This window comes from Shewanella sp. SM74 (assembly GCF_025653725.1).
Classification (GTDB): domain Bacteria; phylum Pseudomonadota; class Gammaproteobacteria; order Enterobacterales; family Shewanellaceae; genus Shewanella; species Shewanella oncorhynchi.
Genome location: NZ_JAKKRZ010000018.1, coordinates 36,780 through 56,331 on the forward strand (window position 1 = coordinate 36,780; position 19,552 = coordinate 56,331).

Consider the following 19,552-nt stretch of genomic DNA (forward strand, 5'->3'; position numbering starts at 1 on the left):
TTTTCGGCTGGTTGCGCCTTGATAGAAGAGTGCAATGATTAATTCGTCAATCAGTTACCGCATCGAGATTTATGAACACCGCCATCGAATATCAATATCTATCCAGCCATGATCATGGCAAATACGAGACAACCGTTGCTCGCGTCCAAAAGCTATTCCTCGATGGTTGGCGTGTAGTGTTAGGACTTTCAGGCAAAGACAGCATTGCGACCTCAGTATGTGTAATTGAGGGGCTTAAACGCGCTCGGGCGATGAATGCCGATGTTGGCCCGCTTTATGTTGTTACTACTGATACGACTATTGAAAATGTAGTGCTTCATGACTACATGCTTACGTTGCATGAAGATATATATGCGTATGCCATCGAAAATGACCTTCCCATCGAATGCCGGGTACTCAAACCTGCTCTTAGCTCTCAACCACTCGTTGAGTACATTGGCCGAGGAAAACTACTGAGAACCCCAGAAACGTCCTCAAAGTCGCGAGATTGCGCATACTCATGGAAAATTATGCCCCTCAAAACATTTCTAACCGATTTAGTAAAAAAACATCAAACTGAAAAAATATGCTCAGTATCGGGTTCGCGTGATGATGAAAGTTTAAAGAGGGCTGCGAGCCTAGCAAAACGGCATGAAACTGAGTTCGCACCCGTAATGAGTGAACTTGGCTGGACTATGGCACCAATAAAAAATTGGACTCTCAACGATGTGTGGCAGTTGTTCTCTAATATCGATGATGGTGATATAGAAAGTTACTCTGACCATTTCGACCAGTTGAAAAAACACTATTCTGCCGGAAACGGCGGAGTGTGTGATTTATTTGCAGGCAAGTCGATCAACGCTGCTGCTAAAAAATGCGGGGCGAGACATGGCTGCTTTCTGTGCTGCCAAACAAAACGAGATACTTCACTTGAAAATCAGATAAGTATTGATCCAAAGACATACGGATTTATGAAGCCTCTCAACGAACTCCGTACATATATGCTTAACACTCTATTTGATTATAACCATCGAAGCACCCTTGGCCGTAAGCTGACAAATGAGGGTTATATAAAAGTAGGGCTGAATCAATACAACCTCACGTATCGCATGAATCTCCTGCGATACGTGCTTTCGATTCAAGCTGACGCATACGAACTTAATGGTAATCATATTATTGATTTGATTGATTATCGTGAACTATTAGCCATTCAATATCACTGGAGTAGAGAAGGGGGAGAGCCAGAACCCGGCATGGCCCTGAAAATCTGGCATGAAGTAGTAAATGAAGGTGTACGGCATTTCATCCCCGAAACAACTTACACTGGGCAAACACCTACCCCAGAGTACCGCTATTTTCCGTTAATAAAATTCGTAGAAAGTAATCAGCCAGTGGGATTGGACGACGATGGGCTTGATGGTAAATTCAAATCCCTTACCAGAATGTTTAAAAAAAACGGCGAGTCACATAGAGTTATTCGCTATACCGAGTCACCATCATTCGATGTCGTGACCGCCGATGCAAAAGCGATGGTATTTGTCGAAGATTTCTATATAGAACTTGTGGAAGATGGCCACTTAACAGCGAAATGCCCCACGGTTATGCTAAAACATTTGCTTGAATCCGGCGTTGTAACTGTCGCTAAAGGCACTATTGGGCGTGTTCACGATGATGCGCGAAGAGCTCAAGCCTTAAATAGCTTACGAGCAACGTTGGATGTATCAATACCTGACGCAATCATGTTGCTGTCAGTATCAGAGCGCCAAATGCATTTAGAGATTGCCTCTCGAGTTGCTGAAGATAACCCTCAACAGACCTTGTTTTGAGGCTGTTCATAATTCTGTGTCAGTTTAATTTCACAGACCAATATGGTTTTCTAAACGCCCCTCAAAATGGATTGAGAGCTGTGATAGCGTCAAACTCCAGTTTTGAATGGGGTTGGTCCTGCACTCAGAGGTCTTCAATATAATCGCGTAAAGCAGCTTGAATAAACTGTTCTCGTTAGCAAAACCACCTTTGGTTTAGTTAACCTTCTGAATTGCCTATGTACCGCTTCAATCGCATTAGTTGTGTAAATGGTGCTGCAAACATAGTCGATGTATTTGAAATACATCGATATCAGCGCCTACTTGGAGGCCATTAAATCTTCTGTTTAAGCTGTATTTAGCTTATTGGCAATTAATCTGAGTCGGCGGATCTGCTTATTGCCAATTAATGTGAGCCCAGTTTGACGGATGTAATCGCGCCGAAGGGATTATGTGTGCAATCCGCTACAGATAGCCACCCAAATCTATTTGCTTCCTCTTAATTGCGCTTATAGGACATTAAAATTGCTAATCTTGAGGTTTTTGCCGCGTTTTTTCTAACTTATCTATCATTATATCTTTATTTTTTATAATATTTTTCATTTCTCCCAATGTTTCGCTTAATCTTCTGACTTCATTTTGAGCAATTTGTTCGTCTGTTTCGCTGCGCTCCAGCTGTATTAAGAGATCTTTATTTGTTTTATTTGCCTCAACAAGCATGGCTCTCATATTTTCTTCATTTTTACTCAACGCTTCATATTGTCTTACTGTGACAGCAAACATTTCTTCTTTGGCAGCAATTTTTTCATTGGCCACAGCTAAGTTCTGTGCTTCTTTCTGGAAATCCCTGCTTAACGCGACAAGTTCATTTTCCAGCTTCGTTATCCTTTCCTTGCCCTGTCCCTCAATTTCCTTGATTCTTGCTTTTACATCACTGACCAATTCACCATTACTTTCAATTTTCAATTGCGCCTTAGCCAGTTCGGTACGCTGAGTTTCGCACACATCCCGTAGTTCTTTATTGTTACTAGTCAACGTTGATATTTGTTGTTGTAGTTGCTCAACCACCAACACCTTTTCATTGATCAACCTGTACTCTTGTTCTTGGAGCTGGTGCTGTAGCTTCTCGATAGCAGACAGCTTACTATTTTCCTGCTGTTCTAACTGATTTTTAAACTCTCTAGTCAGATTATGGATTTCAGCTTGTAACTCCTTAATTTCCGATTCACCTTTATCAGCGCGTGTTTTCTGCACGTTTCTTTCACGCTCAATGGCTTCTAAGTTACCTATTGCGGCGTCTCTATCTTCCGTCAGTTCACTAATTTTCTCTGCATACTCATTTTTGGCCTCCGAATGGAAGCGGTTAATTTCTGTCAAAAAAGCATCTTGAAATTGAGTACTAAAACCAAATGACTCAAATAGCTTGTCCTTGCTGGCCCTTAGCTCTTCTTGCCACTCTTTATGATATTTGTGAATTGTCGACGTGCTGCTAACACTTGGAAGCAGATCAAGAACAGTGCGGATTTTGGGTTTAATACTTTGAGAATGAAGCTGATAGCAAATTTTGAAGACTTGTTCACGGATAGATTGTGATTGTTCGTCTGTTGATATCTGTTGGTTCATGGCACTTATCCGCACTAATTCTGAATGTGTTCTGATTATAAGATAACCATCCCTAACTCTCAACGAACATTGTTCGACAAAAATCGAACATATATATAGCCATTGATATTTATCTAATCAACTGAAAAATATAATTATATTTTTTAATGCTGTCGAACATATTTAAGTTTTGTTCGCTAATACATGCTTAAACCTCTCAGTTGCGGCTTTCTATTGCCATGTTTTCATAGGAACTAGAAGCGATAACGAAAGGGTCAGATTGATGGAAGCGGTTAGCACAATTGAGTATGTTGGCGGGCAAACAGGGTTCTTCTTCGGGGACGAGGAGGCATTACACAGCTTTATTAAGCAAACACAACAGAACAAAAAGTTATCTTTGCGAGTTCAGGTCCAAGCCAATGATTTTTTTCATCACTTCCAAGTCTCAAAAATTGGTGAGGTCACACGCTATAACTTAAACGTTGCAGCCATTAAGACCCTCAAGGCATTAAATGAGGTTAACGCCGAGGCTACCCATGCAGAACAACTCTCCATGGCAAAATATGTGGGGTGGGGTGGTTGCGCTAAAGTTTTCGATCTTAATGATGCTAAATGGACTAAGCGCCACCAGCAGTTAAAAGGCTTACTATCCGCGAAAGAATGGACCGCAGCCCAAGCTTCAACACTTTCATCTTTTTACACGCCAGACTTTCTCTCTCATGCTATTTATAAGGGTTTACAAACTGCAGGACTACAAACAGGGACTTTTTTAGATACCTCAGCAGGGGTAGGCGGTTTAATCCGCACTATGCCGGAATCCCTTTACCGTTCAATGGATGTAAATCTAGTTGAACAAGACGAGATATCGGCCAACATCTTGGAAAAACTTTATCCAACGGCACGAATTCAAAATACTGGGTTTGAGAATGCTAACTTCAATAAGCCTATGTCGCTTATTTTTCATAACCCGCCCTTTGGACAAGCGCCAATATTCGACCGTAACAACAAAGACTTTAGCGGCTTGTCACTACATAACTATTTTCTCACTAAATCAGTTTCTTTACTCGCTAAAAAAGGTTGGATGGTCGCTATCGTTTCTCGCGCTTTCATGGATGCCAAGCAATCTAAAAGCCGTGAGTTGGTCGGAAAATATGCTTCCCTGAAAGCCGCTGTCCGTCTTCCAAAACAGGTGTTTGAAGTCGCGACTGGGGCTAACGCTACCGTTGACATATTGATTTTTGAACAAGGGGCCGAGTCAACAAACGCAGCGTGGTTAAATGCTGTGAACGTGCAAGATGCCAACGGTAAATATTATCAAATCAATCAATATTTCATAGAAAACCCTGAGAAAATCAAAGGTGAAATGCAGGTACTTAATGATTTTCAAGGTAATAACGTGCATTGCATCGGTGATAGCGATTTTGAAACTGTAACCATTCAAGCTATAGCTGACCTATTTAGCAATCTAACCTTTAACGGTCAAACCCTCTTTACAACCCAAGAAGCGGTTAAGTCGGTTACGGCATCAATGAATGAAACTCACGGAGCAAGAGAGGGCTCTTTTGCGATTGGCTCAGACAATGAGATCTACAAACTTACTAATGAAACTTGGCAGATAACCGATTTCACAGGTACAGCAAAGGCACGTTTAACGGCTCTTTGCGGCATTAGACACACACTAATGAGCCTGCTTGATGCAGAACAAGCAGATCACCATCAGAGCGAACTAGATAGCCTAAGAAGCGAAATGAATCAGCGTTACGATGCATTTGTAAAAACCTTTGGATTTATTCACGATGCTGTTAATCAACGAGTCGCAAAGCTCGACCCGACTAACTATAACCTCTTATCTCTAGAAGTTAGCTATAACGCTGGCTTGACCAAATCAGCCGCTAAAAAGCTAGGTGTGAGCGCTATTAGTCCATCCGCCAAAAAGGCCGAGATTTTTACCCAGCGAGTGCTTACACCTTGGATTAAGCCTACTCATGCAGACTCAGTTGAAGATGCGTTGATCGCATCGACGAACGTATTTGGTAAACTCGATATTCAGTATTGTGCCGATCTGCTTGGTATTACCCCAAACGAGTTTATTAATCGTGCTAACGGCGAGCTAATATTTTTGGATGCTCAAGTGTGGGTGACTAAAAATGTGTACTTATCCGGTGATGTAAAAACCAAGTTAAGCCAAATTCCATTGTTACCTTATGACGCGGATACTAAAGCCCGTTATGAGTCAGCCTTAGATGCAGTTATTCCGCTTGATGTGCCTTTTGAAAATATCAAAGTCAATCTTGGCGCTAATTGGGTTCCAGCGATTGTCTATCAAGAATTCGTAATGCTTCTATGTGATGGAAAAGATCATAGCCACACCAAAATAGCCATGGCCTATGCCGCTAGTTCATGGAATGTAGAGTTATTGGGAATACCGTATCAACTGGAAACCCGCTTAGGCTCGAATTCTGCATATCGCTTTAGTCGTTTGCTGCCTTGCCTCATGAACGGCAAGCCTACTCAGGTTACGTTTAAAGATGAAAATGGCCGTCGAGTTGTCGATAAACAAGCCTCGCTTGAAAATGAGATTAATGGCGAAAAAATTATAGGGGAGTGGGATAGCTTCTTACTCTCTCGACTAGATATTCAAGAAAAACTATCAACTATTTACAACGAGAAATTTAACCGTTACGCGCCTTTATCGGCGGCGGGTAACACCATTACTCTGCCCGATTCAAATAGGGCTATCACATTACGCCAGCACCAATTAAATGCCGTTTATCGTGCTATCACCGAAGGACGTTTATTGATCGCGCACGAAGTTGGGGCTGGCAAAACCTTTACAATTAGCGCTATCGTTCACGAATGCCTTAGATTAGGACTTAAACAACGCGCTATTTTAGTTGTGCCAAACCACTTAACGAGTCAGTTTGCAGCAGGTTACTTACAACTTTACCCACAAGACCAAATCACGGTTTTAAACCCTGACGACCTTAGCCCGTCTTGTCGTAATGCAACATTGTTACGCTTAAAAACCGGAAGTCAGATCATCATCTGCCCCGAGAGCTCTTTTGCTGCTATCCCTGTCGATGAAGACATAGAACAAATGGTAATAGAATCTGAAATCAGCAAGCTAGAAGAAGCACTATTTTCACTAACCAAAGAGAACGGCGCTCGATTTACCGTTAAAAACATTGAGAATAAAAAGGCTAAATTAAAAGCGCGACTAGAAGAACTCGCCAATGATAACCGCAAGAAAGGCTTGTCAATAAGTGATCTAGGTGTAGACCTGCTTATTTTGGATGAAGCGCATTACATCAAAAATCTAGCGTATGAATCCAGCAGATTAACGAATGTAAGGGGCTGCGGTAATCCTGTGGGTTCGAAAAGGGCGTTCGACTGGTTTTTGAAAATACAATCGTTGAAACGTGACAATGAAAATGGTCTTGGCGTTATCTTTTCTACGGGGACGCCGATCTCTAATACGCTACTAGAGGCTTACACGTTTTTACGTTATCTCAACGAGGAAGGGCTTGCAGAACAAGGTATAGAATCAATTGATGATTTTGTCTCTATTTATGCCACTGTCAGTAGTGATTTCGAAGTATCGCCAAGCGGTGATTTCAAGTCTGTCACCCGCTTGCGCAAATTCAACAACATACCTCAATTGAAATCCCTGTGGTCTACTATCGCTGATTCTGTTAATGAAAGAGAATTAGCGCAATTCTTGCCTAAACTGTCCTTTAAAGGTCAGGTTTATAGCTCAATTCCACCATTAACAGGAGGGAAAGCGCGTCAGATCATCGTTGATGCTACACAGGCACAAGAAAATTTTTCAAAATCATTGGTTAAACGGGCCAAATGTTTTGCCTCTAGTCCTATTGATAATGACAACATGCTTTTAGTCATGTCTGATGCCAAGAAAAGCTCAATCGATATGCGCTTGCTAGATAAATCAGTCTCCACAAGCGAAAGTGGTCACAAAATCAAAACCGCTATTGCTATTACTGCGGAAAAATATCATGCAACAACTGATGTTAGCGGTACCCAAATCTTGTTCCTCGATATCGGTGTTCCAAATAACGATGGTCGTCATTGCGTGTATGATGATATTCGTAATGGTCTAATTAGTGCTGGCGTGAAGGGCAACGAGATCGCCTACGCCCAATCCTACAAAACCCCGCTACAAAAAGCAGAACTGTACGCAAAATTAAACGCTGGGATCATTCGCGTTATTATTGCGTCAACGAATACGCTAGGATGCGGCGCAAATGTTAACCAACGCTTAGTTGGTATAACGATTCTCGATGCCCCATATCGCCCCGCTGACCTCACTCAGCGTTTGGGCCGCGGAATTCGCCAAGGAAACAAGCTTTACCTTGCAAATCTCGATACCTTTACACTGGATGTAACCTACATAGCGACCAGAAATAGTCTTGACTGCTTTCTTTTTCAAACGCTTGAAAACAAGCAAAAATTCATATCTGACTTTAATTCATCATCAACTATCGTTAGTAATGAATCCGTTGATCTATCATCTGCCGAGTTAACGTTTGCAGAGCTAAAGGCAGAGACTAGCGGATCACCGCTTGTTCTTGAAATGGTCACTCTCACAAAGACCATTCAACGCTTAGAAGCGCAAAGACACGCCTTTATCCGTAACCAGCGAGACGCAACATTAAACATTGAACGCATTCAATCAAACCTTGCTCGTAACCAAGAATTAGTAACCGCCTTGCTGCTCGATAAAAACAGCGGATGTCATGTGGCCCAAACACCCGAATCATTTATCTATCGTAATGCTCATGATGTTTGCTTGTACACGTTCAAAGAGGCTACGATAGAAATTAACACAATGATTAGACCACTTGCAGATTCGATTAATAATGGTTTTTATCGTGACTCTAAAGTGAATTTAGGCGAGTTCGCAGGGTTCAAGGTTGCAGTTACAACCGTTGGCCGCACTATGACACTTTCTGTCACTGGATCTGCTACCTATCGTTTTAATCTTGACGTAAGCAAACCTTCATCACTTGGTAAGCAAGTATTGGTGACTATCAATAGTTTCATAACCCAAGTTGACCGCCATATTGAACGTTTTGCTGCGAATGTCACTAACAACCAAGCATCACTAGAAGTAGCCGAAAGTGCGATTAACGCTACTTTTGAAGAACTAGATCAACTGATCGAGTGCAAACAACGCATGATTGAATTGAAATCATTGATAAGCAATTTAGAAAACGAGCCAGAAACCATTGAAAATAAAGATGAAATCATTATTGATGTGGCCGCATAAGGTAGGTAAAGATGAAATTCACACAACATTTTAGCGCCAAAATCAAAGACTACCTTAATACTTGGTCGTTGGATTTACTAAACTGTAATGGTCAGTTTTATGTTTGCCAACATACAGCGGGTAAAGCAAATAAAATGCTGCTCAACGGGAGCAAATCACTTTCTACCGCATTATCTATGATCAAAACGGTCACATCCGAGCCTTTCGTTTCTGTTGTCGTAGAAAAACAATTGGATTTACCTTTGCCTGCAAGAGCTCGCGTATCGTTCGTTCGGCCAGAGCTGACCCAATGCGTGATAGTCGGTATTCAAAAAGACGGCTACACACTGGCTGTTATCCGTGAAGATCTTAGTTTGTCTAATGCTAATGTCATTGATGGATTATTTACATCAACATTGGCTGATTTACGCTTATTCGATGTTGTTCAGGCTAGTATATGCAAGAAAACTATTCAATTTAACGAGTAACCGAGATAGAACTAATGACAACGGTTTTCCCGCCGAGCATTTCCAATGTTTTTCTATAACAATAAATATCTACCCGTTCATCAATAATATTCTGTGACAATCTACTTACTCAGTGATCCTCAATCGGCAGGAGGAGTGCCGGGCAAGAGAGCATTACTCGGTAGCCCGTTTTGAGGATGCGCTTAATCTAAAAGTCCAAGTAATCAATTGTGACGAGCCCATGCAATACCCTTTATTTGACACTACGCCCCAAATTCGAGCGCCTCTGCAAATACCAGCAGGTGATGATTGGCAAGGGCAGTTGCAGAACATCGAAACAAATAGGAAACAAATAACGCTTATCAACGATGATTGTACGACCATAATAAAGTTTGATAAAAATTATGGGTGTCATGAACGGTAATACCGCTATTGTTTGATAATTTATCTGAGGACGAATTTCAGTTTCTCATAATTAAGTTTGATCATTTTCAAACTCACTTTTGGACAGAAATCATTTAGTAGCTTTACTTATTAGCTCCATTTGTGGGCCAATGACCTATCCAGAAAATGCATAATAATTAAACTAATTTGAATATTCATATCTGCTATCTCGAAAAAAACAGCACTAATTTAAAAATATCGAGCTCTTTTCATCAAGCATTAACTACGTGAAAAGAGCTCTTCATATCACTACAACTGCCCACCCACACCTTTGAATTTTTCAACAAAAGCGGCAATTTTCTGAAAAACCGTTTGCTTCTGGGTTCGGTACTGTGGGTTCAATGGGCTAAGTTTGGGCAGTGCCTCATTAAGTGCTGTGCCATTTTCAGAGGCGTACTCACGTTTGAGTGATGACGCAATATAGCGTTTGGCAGCATCGATATTGAGCTTTTCAGAGGCAATAATGGCATCGGCTTCGCGCTTCTGCTCCGCCTGGGCGAATTTGAAGAAAGCGTCGATAATGCTGGCTTTGTCATTGATCTCATCTAGGTTTGTCTGGTTAATAAAATCAACCACCAAGCTCTCTTTCGCTCTATTGCCAAGGCTACCGCGGATCATACGACGAACTTCTTCAATCAAGCCTTCTTTGCTCTTGTTCTTCTTATTGTGATCAAAAATCAGTTCAAGAATGTAATCGAGGTTGATTTCTTGCGATTTAAGCAAATCAATTTCAAAGACCACATCGTCCCAGTCTACCGTTGACTTATCTTTATCCTGACCTTCTTTATCGCGTCGCAACCAGTCGCGGGTATCGTTGTAGGTAGAGCGATAATCTTGGATAGCACGTTCGCTCGGCATATCGATGGTTTGCATTGCCTCGATGTCAGCATCGTCCAGATAGTACTTTGACTTAAACTCTTCAACAGCTTGTTCATCACTGGTATCTAAGCTTTGCAGTGCTTTTAATCCAGCAAACTCATCGTAGTTTTGTAGAATATTTTCTGCTTTTAGGTATTCACCAAACAGCTTGGCAAACTCTTTTTTATCTTGTTCTTTTTCAATATTTTCTGGGTTTGGAAAGCGTTCTTGCAGCTCTTTGACGATATCAACAAAACCTCGACGCGCTTGGCCAGTAGCAATATCGTTAAAGCCTTCCATGTATTCTTTGTAGCTCTTCTCCAACACCACGTTTTTGGTGTTTTTGTCACCAAACAAGGTGATTGCATCAATGGTTGCCTGTTCCAAGTCCCGGAAGGTAACAATATTGCCAAAGGTCTTCGTCGCATCATAAATGCGGTTAGTGCGAGAAAATGCCTGCATCAAGCCGTGATAGCGCAAATTCTTATCAACAAACAGGGTGTTAAGCGTAGGCGCATCAAAGCCCGTTAAAAACATCCCCACCACTATGAGCAGATCTATTTCTTGATTCTTCACGCGCTGAGCAAGGTCACGGTAGTAGTTCTGAAAGCCATTACTGTCCACGCCATAGTTAGATTTAAACATGGCGTTGTAATCTTTAATCGCGGCGCTCAAAAACTCTTTTGCGCTGCTGTTCATGGCACTGACTTCAAAACTCTCATCTAAAATATCACCAATGGCGTCCTGCTCTTCATTGGCAGCAAATGAGAAGATAGTTGCAATGCGCAGAGGTTTACTTGTAGGTCCATTCTCAGCCTCGGCCTGCAATGTTTTGAAGGTTTCATAGTAGGCTTTCGCCGCATCAACACTACTGACCGCAAACATGGCGTTAAACCCTTTGGCACCAGAATAGGCTCGATGCGTTTTCTGGTTAAAATGGCTCAGAATATACTGCGAGATTTCACGAATGCGCATTGGATGCAAGAACGCTTTCTTATTCTCCGCGGCACTAAGCTTCTTTTCATCCTGCTCAGTCTCAATGCTCTTAAATTGCGGACGAACATCGTTATAGTCCACTTTGAACTTGAGTACTTTTTCATCACGAATGGCATCGGTGATCACATACGTGTGCAACTGCTGGCCAAACACGCTGCCCGTGGTTTCAGCACCCAAGGCGTTTTCAGGGAAAATTGGCGTACCGGTAAAGCCAAACTGGTAGTACTTTTTGAATTTCTTCTTCAGGTTTTTCTGCGCTTCACCGAACTGGCTTCGATGACACTCATCAAAAATAAAGACAACCTGCTTGTTGTATATAGCTAAATCGCTTTCGCTTTTGATTAAGTTGTTGAGCTTTTGGATTGTGGTGACGACAATCTTGTTATCGTCTTTATCTAGGTTACTCTTAAGCCCTGCGGTACTGTCTGAACCGTTCACACTATCAGGCGAGAACCGCTGATACTCTTTCATCGTCTGATAGTCGAGGTCTTTTCGGTCCACCACAAAGAAGACTTTATCGATACAGTCTAAATCGGTGGCCAAACGTGCCGCTTTAAAGCTGGTGAGTGTTTTGCCTGAACCCGTTGTGTGCCAAATGTACCCACCGCTCTCGGTGCTGCTCCAGTTCTTAGCGTTAAACGCGCTCTTTATCTTCCATAAAATGCGCTCAGTAGCCGCAATTTGGTAAGGGCGCATTACAAGTAAGGTATTGCTGACGTCAAACACCGAGTAACGCAAGATCACTTCAAGCAAGGTCTCTTTCTGGAAAAAAGTGGCGGTAAAATCTTTTAAATCCTTGATCAGCGTATTGTCTGACTTCGCCCAGTTCATCGTAAAATCGAAGCTGTTTTTGTCGCGCTTGGTGGTATTGGCAAAATAGCGCGTGTCGGTGCCATTAGAGATCACAAAAAGCTGCAAGAACTTGTACAAGGAGTGATCGCTATTAAAGCTTTCTTTGCTGTAGCGATGTATTTGATTAAACGCCTCACGGATCGCCACACCACGCTTTTTCAGTTCGATTTGCACCAAAGGCAAACCATTGATCAAAATCGTCACATCGTAACGGTTGGCATGGCTTCCCGTTTGCTCAAACTGCTTAATGACCTGCACTTTGTTACGAGCAATGGTCTTCTTATCAAACAGGTAGATGTTTTCTATATGGCCATCATCAAAGACAAAATCGAAAATATAGTCACTGTGCACTTTGCGAGTTTTATCAAGAATATTGTCGCTTGGTGTGTTCAGGTATTGCTCGCAAAAGCGAGTCCACTCGGCATCGGTAAATTCGACCTTATTAAGGGCTTGTAGCTGCTTGCGCACATTCGCCAGCATGGCATCGGGCGTGGTTAGTGCCGATAAATACTCATAGCCCTGGTTGCTTAGGTCCTGAATCAGCTCACGTTCTAAATCACCTTCGCTTTGAAAGCTTTTGTTAACCTGCCACTCTTTAGTGTATTTATCTAACACAATAAAGTTATTGGATTCTGCCACCGCTTTATAAGTCGTCATTCGTTTACATCCTTTTTTGTTAGCCGTGGTGTTTTCCAAAATGGAACCAGCCACTGCATCGCATTATTCAGTGACTTGCCAATGGCCGGTTTTATCTGAACCTACCCGAGTTAACCTGCCTTCTTTTTGTAGTTTGCTAATGGCGCGACCAATGGTTCTAACGTCTTTATTCAAGGTATCGGCGAGTTGTTGTCGGGTTAGCTCGGGCGTGTTACTGAGCAATGCTAAAATAGCCTCAGGCGTTTTAAGGCCCGTTACATTGATAAGGGTATTTACAGGGGCGTTTTTACCTTCTCTTAGAGGGGCACTTACAGAGGCGTTTTGCGCGAGTGTTTGCTGAATAACCGACAACATAAAATGAATAAACGGCGTACTGTCTGCTTGGTTATCGGCCTGCTCAAGGGCGTGATAATAGGCTTGCTGATGGTCTTTAATCACACTTTCTAGTGGCAAAGATAAAAACAACGGATGCCACTTGGACAAAATCAGTGTTTGCCATAACCGCCCCATTCGGCCGTTACCATCGGCAAAGGGGTGAATAAACTCAAATTCGTAATGAAACACACAACTGGCGATCAATGGATGATCTTTTGTTTGCTTGAGCCATTGGAGTAAATCTGCCATTAAACCGGATACCTGATGCGCAGGCGGCGCAACATGGTGCACCACACCACCTTTATGGATACCCACGCCTTTACTGCGAAACTCACCGGCATTTACAAGAACATCTGACAGCATTAAACCGTGAGCCGTGAGTAAATCGGAAATCTCGCTGGGTGTGAATGCAGGCAGTGCATCATAAGCGGCAATCGCGCCTTTTACCTCGGCCAGCTCACGCACGCTGCCGAGCACGGGCTTACCCTCAACAATGGCGGTAATTTGTTCTTCAGTTAAGCTATTGCCTTCAATCGCCAGCGTGCCGGTGATGGTTTTTATGCGGTTTTGCTTGCGCAATTGCGGCGAGGCATTGAGCTGGCTGGCATTTAACTCGCCGACCTGCTGGCTGATTTGTGCCACCAAGTTCAAAATATCGCTGGTGATGGTAAAAGGTGGTTGATAGGCCATTAAGCAGCCTCCTTATACTTACCTTCGTTGACAGTTATCCGGAATTTCCGGATAACTGACTCTGCTATTTCCGTTAGCGTTTTACTCATTAAGCTGCCTCATCTGAATGAGATTTCGGCCCGCCTGCCGGACTGGCAGGGAAGCTCAACAACAGGTCACGATAATACTCGTATTGCTTTTGGCGTAACTCGATTTCGCGGGGGAGGCCTTCGGTAATGGAGCTCGTTAGAGTGTCAAATTTGTCGAGAATAGTAACGATGCGTTCTTGTTCCGAAAGAGATTTCTCTCTATTGCTAGCAAATGGAATAGGAACCAAATACTCCATGATTTTTGGCTTATTTCCGCGTGGCATTTTTGCGCCTTTTGCATGTTGCATGTTGTATTCAAAAAACTTGTCATCAGCTAAAACTTGATACAAATATCGTGGATTTATAGCTGTATCAGTAGGGTGAACCACAAGAACATCACCATTCGTGCCGCCAACTCGATCTGCATGCCATATCTTCTTCAAATAGGGACGTATATTCCCTATTAAGATATCATCAGGATTGTATTGTGTAAGATTTCCACTATCTGGGGTTCGAGTGGAGTCTATTTTACCAGCTCGATTCTGAAGTAAGCTTTCAACACCAACGTAATTGCTGTCATCTAGTTCTGTGTAACTAATACGAGCCTTTGAATACTCGGCCACTTCACCCAACGTCTTCCACTCAACTTCACCTTCTTCAAAACTTAACAACTGGTCGCGGTAGTAGTTGTATTGTTTTTTCCGCATGTTAAGCTCGGCGGTCAGCTCGGCGGTCAGCTCGGCGGTCATGGCAGTAAATGCGTCCAGAACACGCACTATTTCAGCTTGTATTGCCAGCGATTTTTCTGGGTAATCTGGGCATGGGATGGGGATTTGAATCTTTGCCATATCGGTCGCAGAAACATCAATAACTTTAGTTCCTTTTGCAAGTTTTCTCTTCGCGGAAAAAAAAGTAGATGTTTGCGTGAAATACGCAAAGTATTTGCCGATTATAAGTTTATTGGGTTTAAAGATGGTTGCGTGTCCACCTGTAACCGCTTCTGAGTTACCCAGATAAACTAAAGCCTTTCCCACGTCCTCAAGGTTTTCGCTTGTATTTGTGATAACAACATCACCTGTGTTTACCTTTTTTAGTTTTCTGGCTGTTTCAGGCGAAACGTAAGATATCGTTGTTTCGGTAGAAAGCCCGTAATGAGTGTAAATCTGTCCGTAATGAATAGCAGGCACACCCGAAGTCGTAAAATCGGCTTTTGGTAAGCCATTTCCACGAACTAACTCGCCTAGCTCAGCCAGCGCTTTCCACTCCACCTCTACACCATCCAACAGCTTTTCCATAAAGCTAATATTGCTCATACCTCAAGCTCCTCACCTTCAATTTCCGCCACGATGACATCAATATCACTGCGAAGCTTATCGATTTTTGCAACAGTGGTTTTTAGATCTCGATTGAGTTCAGTAATATTTGTGACTACGCGATTATCTTTCGCTTCTACATAACTGCTCACCGAAAGGTTGTAGCTGTTGCCTGCGATAACATCCAAATCAACGGATTTGGCAAAGTGATCCACGTCCTCTTTGCTGGCAAACACCTTCATGATGTTTTCGATGTGTTCGTTGGTGAGGGTGTTGTTGTTGGTTTCTTTTTTAAACAAACCGCTGGCATCGATAAACTGGGTGGTGGTGTCGGTTTTGTGTTTAGACAGCACTAAAATATTTACCGCAATGGTGGTGCCGAAGAATAGATTAGGTGCCAGTGAAATCACAGTTTCAACATAGTTGTTATCAACCAAGTACTGGCGAATTTTTTGCTCAGCACCACCACGGTAAAAAATACCGGGGAAGCAGACAATGGCTGCGCGGCCTTTGCTTGATAGGTAACTGAGCGCATGTAATACAAAAGCAAAGTCGGCTTTTGATTTAGGCGCAAGTACGCCAGCGGGCGCAAAGCGGTCGTCGTTGATTAGGGTTGGATCGTCGCTACCAATCCATTTCACCGAATAAGGCGGGTTTGAGACAATGGCATCAAAGGGTTTGTCATCTAAAAAGTGCGGTTCGGTTAAGGTATCACCCAACTGAATATTAAACTTGTCGTAGTTAATGTTGTGCAAAAACATATTCATACGCGCCAAGTTATAGGTGGTGTGGTTGAGCTCTTGACCAAAAAAACCATCCTCAATGATATGCGCATCAAAGTGCTTTTTAGCTTGTAAGAGCAACGAGCCCGAACCCGCCGCAGGGTCATAGATTTTATTCACACTGGTTTGGCCGTGCATGGCGAGCTGCGCGATGAGTTTTGAAACATGCTGAGGCGTGAAAAATTCACCACCGGATTTACCCGCATTGGCGGCATAGTTTGAAATCAGGAACTCGTAAGCATCACCGAATAAGTCAATTTGGTTGTCTTCAAAGCGGCCTTCAAAACCGCCTTCAAAATTACCGAAGGTTAAACCTGCCACGCCTTTTAACACAGCGGCTAGGCGCTTGTTTTTTGCCTCTACTGTATTACCCAGACGATTACTGGTGGTATCAAAATCCGCAAACAAGCCTTTGATGTCTTTTTCTGAATCATAGCCATTGGCTGAGTTTTCAATGGCAGCAAAAATAGTAGCTAAATCGGTATTTAAGTTTTCGTTTTTGTGTGCATTAGCCGCCACATTGCTGAACAGCTGGCTAGGAAGAATAAAATAGCCTTTTGTACGAATAGCATCATCTTTTGCCGCTATGATATTTTCATCGCTGTCGTCCATTGCTGTATAGTTAACGCTTTCGTCACCACCAGTAATGTAGACTTCAAAGTTCTCACTGATAAAGCGGTAGAACAGCGTACCCAATACATACTGCTTAAAATCCCAGCCATCCACTGAGCCTCGCACATCGTTGGCAATCGCCCATATTTGGCGTTGAAGTTCGGCACGTTGTTGTAAACTTGTCATTATTAGAATTCCTGATCGTTCTAAATTGCACTTTATGAGGGCAACCTATTAATTATTAATTTACTTGCTCTAGTTCTACTAAAGCTTGTTCTGCGATATGCCAAGGTAGACGCCTGCCATTGGCTTGCATCTGCTTATAGGCTGCTCGCGCTTGTTCGGTATTGATTTGCTGATGAACCACCAGTTGGCTTACTAGCCAAACTGTGCCTTTAACAATGGCAGCTTCTTTTTCTGCTGCTTTTCTCAGTGCCATATCACCAGTCAGTAAGTGCCATATCACCAGTCAGTAAAGGACACTGTTCTTGCTTTGCTAAAGCAAGGGCAAAACAATCGTTTCGGCTCGCTTGGGTATAGGTCCCCGTTAGCTGCATGGCATACATCATTGATTCTGCAGAAACCTCTTTTAGCGCTAACCCTAAATCCAGAAGGTGGGGATGATCTTCTTCAAGTTCTTCAACAAAAAGAATATCTGGCGTTGCAAAGTCATAGGGCAACTGAAACATTGCTTCCAGTAAACCACCTTCTTTCATGTCAATGAGGATATTGGCATCACTAATTAGCAGCTGCTGCACGGCTAGCCTCCTGAGCTAACTGTGCTTGAGTCGGCACCTCCAACTTTCGTTCTTTACGAAAGCTAGAAACCGACATTCCCAGTAACTCTGCGGCTTTTGATTCCCCAATATACTCCTCACCTAGCGCACGATAAACGAGTTGCTTGTGTAGATAAGTCGACTCATGCGGGTAAGCTTTTCCTGGCTCCTCCGTTCGCCAGCCATTTTTGCTAAACAGCATAAACAGATTTTTCTGAGTCGCAGGCGTAATTATTCCACATTGGCCAGCTCGAAACAGTGCCGCTAGCATGCTAATACCGTATTCGTGCTTTAGCATCAGTAATTCACGCGGTTCAATATGACGGCGCTTTTCACCCAAGTGTTCAATAAGTGATTGGGTAGGTAAAAGAAATGCACCAGCAAAGGCATTACAAGCCTTCTCCTCATCAATCCCTTCAGCTAAACGACCATGCACGACTAAGTGCCCAAGTTCATGGGCCAAGGTGAAGCGCTGACGGTCACCACTTTGGGCGGTAGAGATCACCACTACAGGAGTGCTACCAATCTTGCCCGCTAAACAGTCAAACTTCTTACCTGTTTCCACATCCGTGGTAATAATCATCACGCCCTTAGCTTCGAGGGTATCGATCATATCGTGAATAGGGTTTAGCCCTAGCTCCCAAGCATGGCGCATTTGAATAGCTAAGTCTTCAACTTGTTCTATGCTAGTAATTTGTTCAGGAAGCTCATTTGGTAAAGTAAACTCAGGGATAGGCTTCACTGAGTCGGGATACAACTCTAAAAGCTCTTGCCAACGTTCAGCTTGTTCTAAAACATCGCCATTAATTCGGTCTAAAACTTTCTTTGGTGTACTAGCACGCTTGCGGTACTCTACGCCCTCTAGTTTCACCTTCGTTGGACGAAAGAAGTACTCAGTGCGCACATCGAGCGCTTTCGCGAGTTTTAGTAGGTTTGAAGAAGAAGGCATAGCCGTGCCATGTTCATACTTTTTAATGGCGTTAGCGGACAGTCCTACCTCGTTGGCTAATGCATTCATGGATAGCCCGGCAGCCTTACGGGCTCGTTCTAAGCGTTCTGCAAACATGGAATCCTCTCAAGCAATAGCTCGGTTTATAAAGTCATTAAAATTACGTTTAATATAAACCTTATAAATAAGATTTTCTATCTATTTTGCAGCGCAGGGTTCTCCATTTTGCTCATGCCTAACCTTACAACCTACCGATGTATCTAGACTTATTACGGGTAACGTCAAAACTCTATATCTTCAGATATATTTAATGCATCTTCCATTTCTACCCCTAGATAGCGAATGGTACTATCCAACTTGACATGGCCTAGTAGTAGCTGCACGGCTCGTATGTTCTTTGTTCGAGCATAGATCAACGTTGCTTTTGTTCTTCGCATAGAGTGAGTTCCATACAGGTGAGAGTCATAGCCAAGTTGTGATGCCCAACGACGAATGATTGTTGAATAACAGCTATAACTCATTGGTCTGCCCGACTTTCGAGGACTTGGGAAAAGATAGTCTGAAATGGCTAATTGGCTGTGTATAAACCACTGGGTTAAAGATTGTGCCGTGCGTGACGTGATTTCAAATTGTACCTCTCTACCCGTTTTACTTTGGCTATAAAGGACACGATTTTGGATAATACCACCTGACGAAATATCCCTTACTTTCATCCTGAGTAAATCACACGAGCGTAACTTGCAATCAATAGCGAGATTAAGTAACGCTAGCTCCATGATATTACCTTCGATTTCGAGTCTAGTGCGGATACGCCAGATATCCTCGAGCTTAAAGGGCTTTTTCTGCCCAGTTCGATGGCCTTTTTTCGTCCACATAACTGACCCCTAAATGACTTTAGAAATGTCCTTATTTATTTTAGCTTGAGATTGAGGTCAATGAGTTGAATAGATATGCTATTTAGGAAGTTGTGACAGATTTGAAACTAAAAATATGTAGTGTATTTGGTCTAACTGATAATGGGGCAAAAATGTGCTAACTCTTAATCCGCACATTCACCAAAA

12 protein-coding genes and 1 pseudogene are annotated in these 19,552 nt (G+C 42.7%); 3 read left to right on the plus strand and 10 right to left on the minus strand.

Annotation, left to right across the window (positions count from 1 at the left end; translation table 11 throughout):
• The first annotated feature begins 71 nt into the window (after positions 1–71).
• The gene (locus tag L5M49_RS17280; RefSeq protein WP_263185306.1) at positions 72–1,805 is read left to right on the plus strand and encodes a phosphoadenosine phosphosulfate reductase family protein; all 1,734 of its coding nucleotides are present in this window, start codon (positions 72–74) and stop codon (positions 1,803–1,805) included.
• Between the two features lie 30 nt (positions 1,806–1,835).
• Here L5M49_RS17280 and L5M49_RS17285 read toward each other — a convergent pair.
• Positions 1,836–2,104, minus strand: a pseudogene (locus tag L5M49_RS17285) (transposase); the annotation flags it as partial.
• A 208-nt stretch (positions 2,105–2,312) separates the two neighbouring features.
• Entirely contained in the window at positions 2,313–3,407 is a 1,095-nt protein-coding gene (locus L5M49_RS17290; RefSeq protein WP_263266526.1) for a DNA-binding protein, read from the minus strand.
• Between the two features lie 262 nt (positions 3,408–3,669).
• Here L5M49_RS17290 and L5M49_RS17295 point away from each other — a divergent pair, with 262 nt between their 5' ends.
• A complete protein-coding gene (locus L5M49_RS17295; RefSeq protein WP_263266527.1) occupies positions 3,670–8,673 on the plus strand; it encodes a DEAD/DEAH box helicase family protein in 5,004 nt (1,667 codons plus the stop codon).
• A gap of 11 nt (positions 8,674–8,684) precedes the next feature.
• Positions 8,685–9,140: a hypothetical protein gene (locus L5M49_RS17300; RefSeq protein ID WP_263185309.1), complete on the plus strand. Its 456-nt coding sequence runs from the start codon at positions 8,685–8,687 to the stop codon at positions 9,138–9,140.
• Between the two features lie 672 nt (positions 9,141–9,812).
• On the opposite strand, the gene L5M49_RS17305 is transcribed toward L5M49_RS17300, so the two are convergent.
• The 8 genes from L5M49_RS17305 to L5M49_RS17340 all read right to left on the minus strand — a co-directional run bounded on the left by L5M49_RS17305 (position 9,813) and on the right by L5M49_RS17340 (position 19,366).
• A complete protein-coding gene (locus L5M49_RS17305; protein ID WP_263266528.1) occupies positions 9,813–12,926 on the minus strand; it encodes an HsdR family type I site-specific deoxyribonuclease in 3,114 nt (1,037 codons plus the stop codon).
• Between the two features lie 63 nt (positions 12,927–12,989).
• A complete protein-coding gene (locus L5M49_RS17310; protein WP_263266529.1) occupies positions 12,990–13,991 on the minus strand; it encodes a Fic family protein in 1,002 nt (333 codons plus the stop codon).
• 88 nt (positions 13,992–14,079) lie between these two features.
• Positions 14,080–15,372: a restriction endonuclease subunit S gene (locus L5M49_RS17315; RefSeq protein WP_263266530.1), complete on the minus strand. Its 1,293-nt coding sequence runs from the start codon at positions 15,370–15,372 to the stop codon at positions 14,080–14,082.
• Complete coding sequence (locus L5M49_RS17320) at positions 15,369–16,952, minus strand: type I restriction-modification system subunit M (RefSeq protein ID WP_263266531.1); 1,584 nt, start codon at positions 16,950–16,952, stop codon at positions 15,369–15,371. Before L5M49_RS17320 ends, L5M49_RS17315 begins: the two co-directional genes overlap by 4 nt.
• Positions 16,953–17,007: 55 nt before the next feature.
• Positions 17,008–17,205 (minus strand): hypothetical protein, encoded by a 198-nt coding sequence (locus L5M49_RS17325; protein ID WP_227257087.1) that lies wholly within the window; start codon positions 17,203–17,205, stop codon positions 17,008–17,010.
• Position 17,206: 1 nt separating this feature from the next.
• Complete coding sequence (locus tag L5M49_RS17330) at positions 17,207–17,524, minus strand: PIN domain-containing protein (protein WP_263266532.1); 318 nt, start codon at positions 17,522–17,524, stop codon at positions 17,207–17,209.
• A complete protein-coding gene (locus L5M49_RS17335) occupies positions 17,505–18,608 on the minus strand; it encodes a helix-turn-helix domain-containing protein (protein WP_263266533.1) in 1,104 nt (367 codons plus the stop codon). Before L5M49_RS17335 ends, L5M49_RS17330 begins: the two co-directional genes overlap by 20 nt.
• A gap of 164 nt (positions 18,609–18,772) precedes the next feature.
• Entirely contained in the window at positions 18,773–19,366 is a 594-nt protein-coding gene (locus tag L5M49_RS17340; protein ID WP_012588474.1) for a tyrosine-type recombinase/integrase, read from the minus strand.
• Positions 19,367–19,552: the final 186 nt, after the last annotated feature.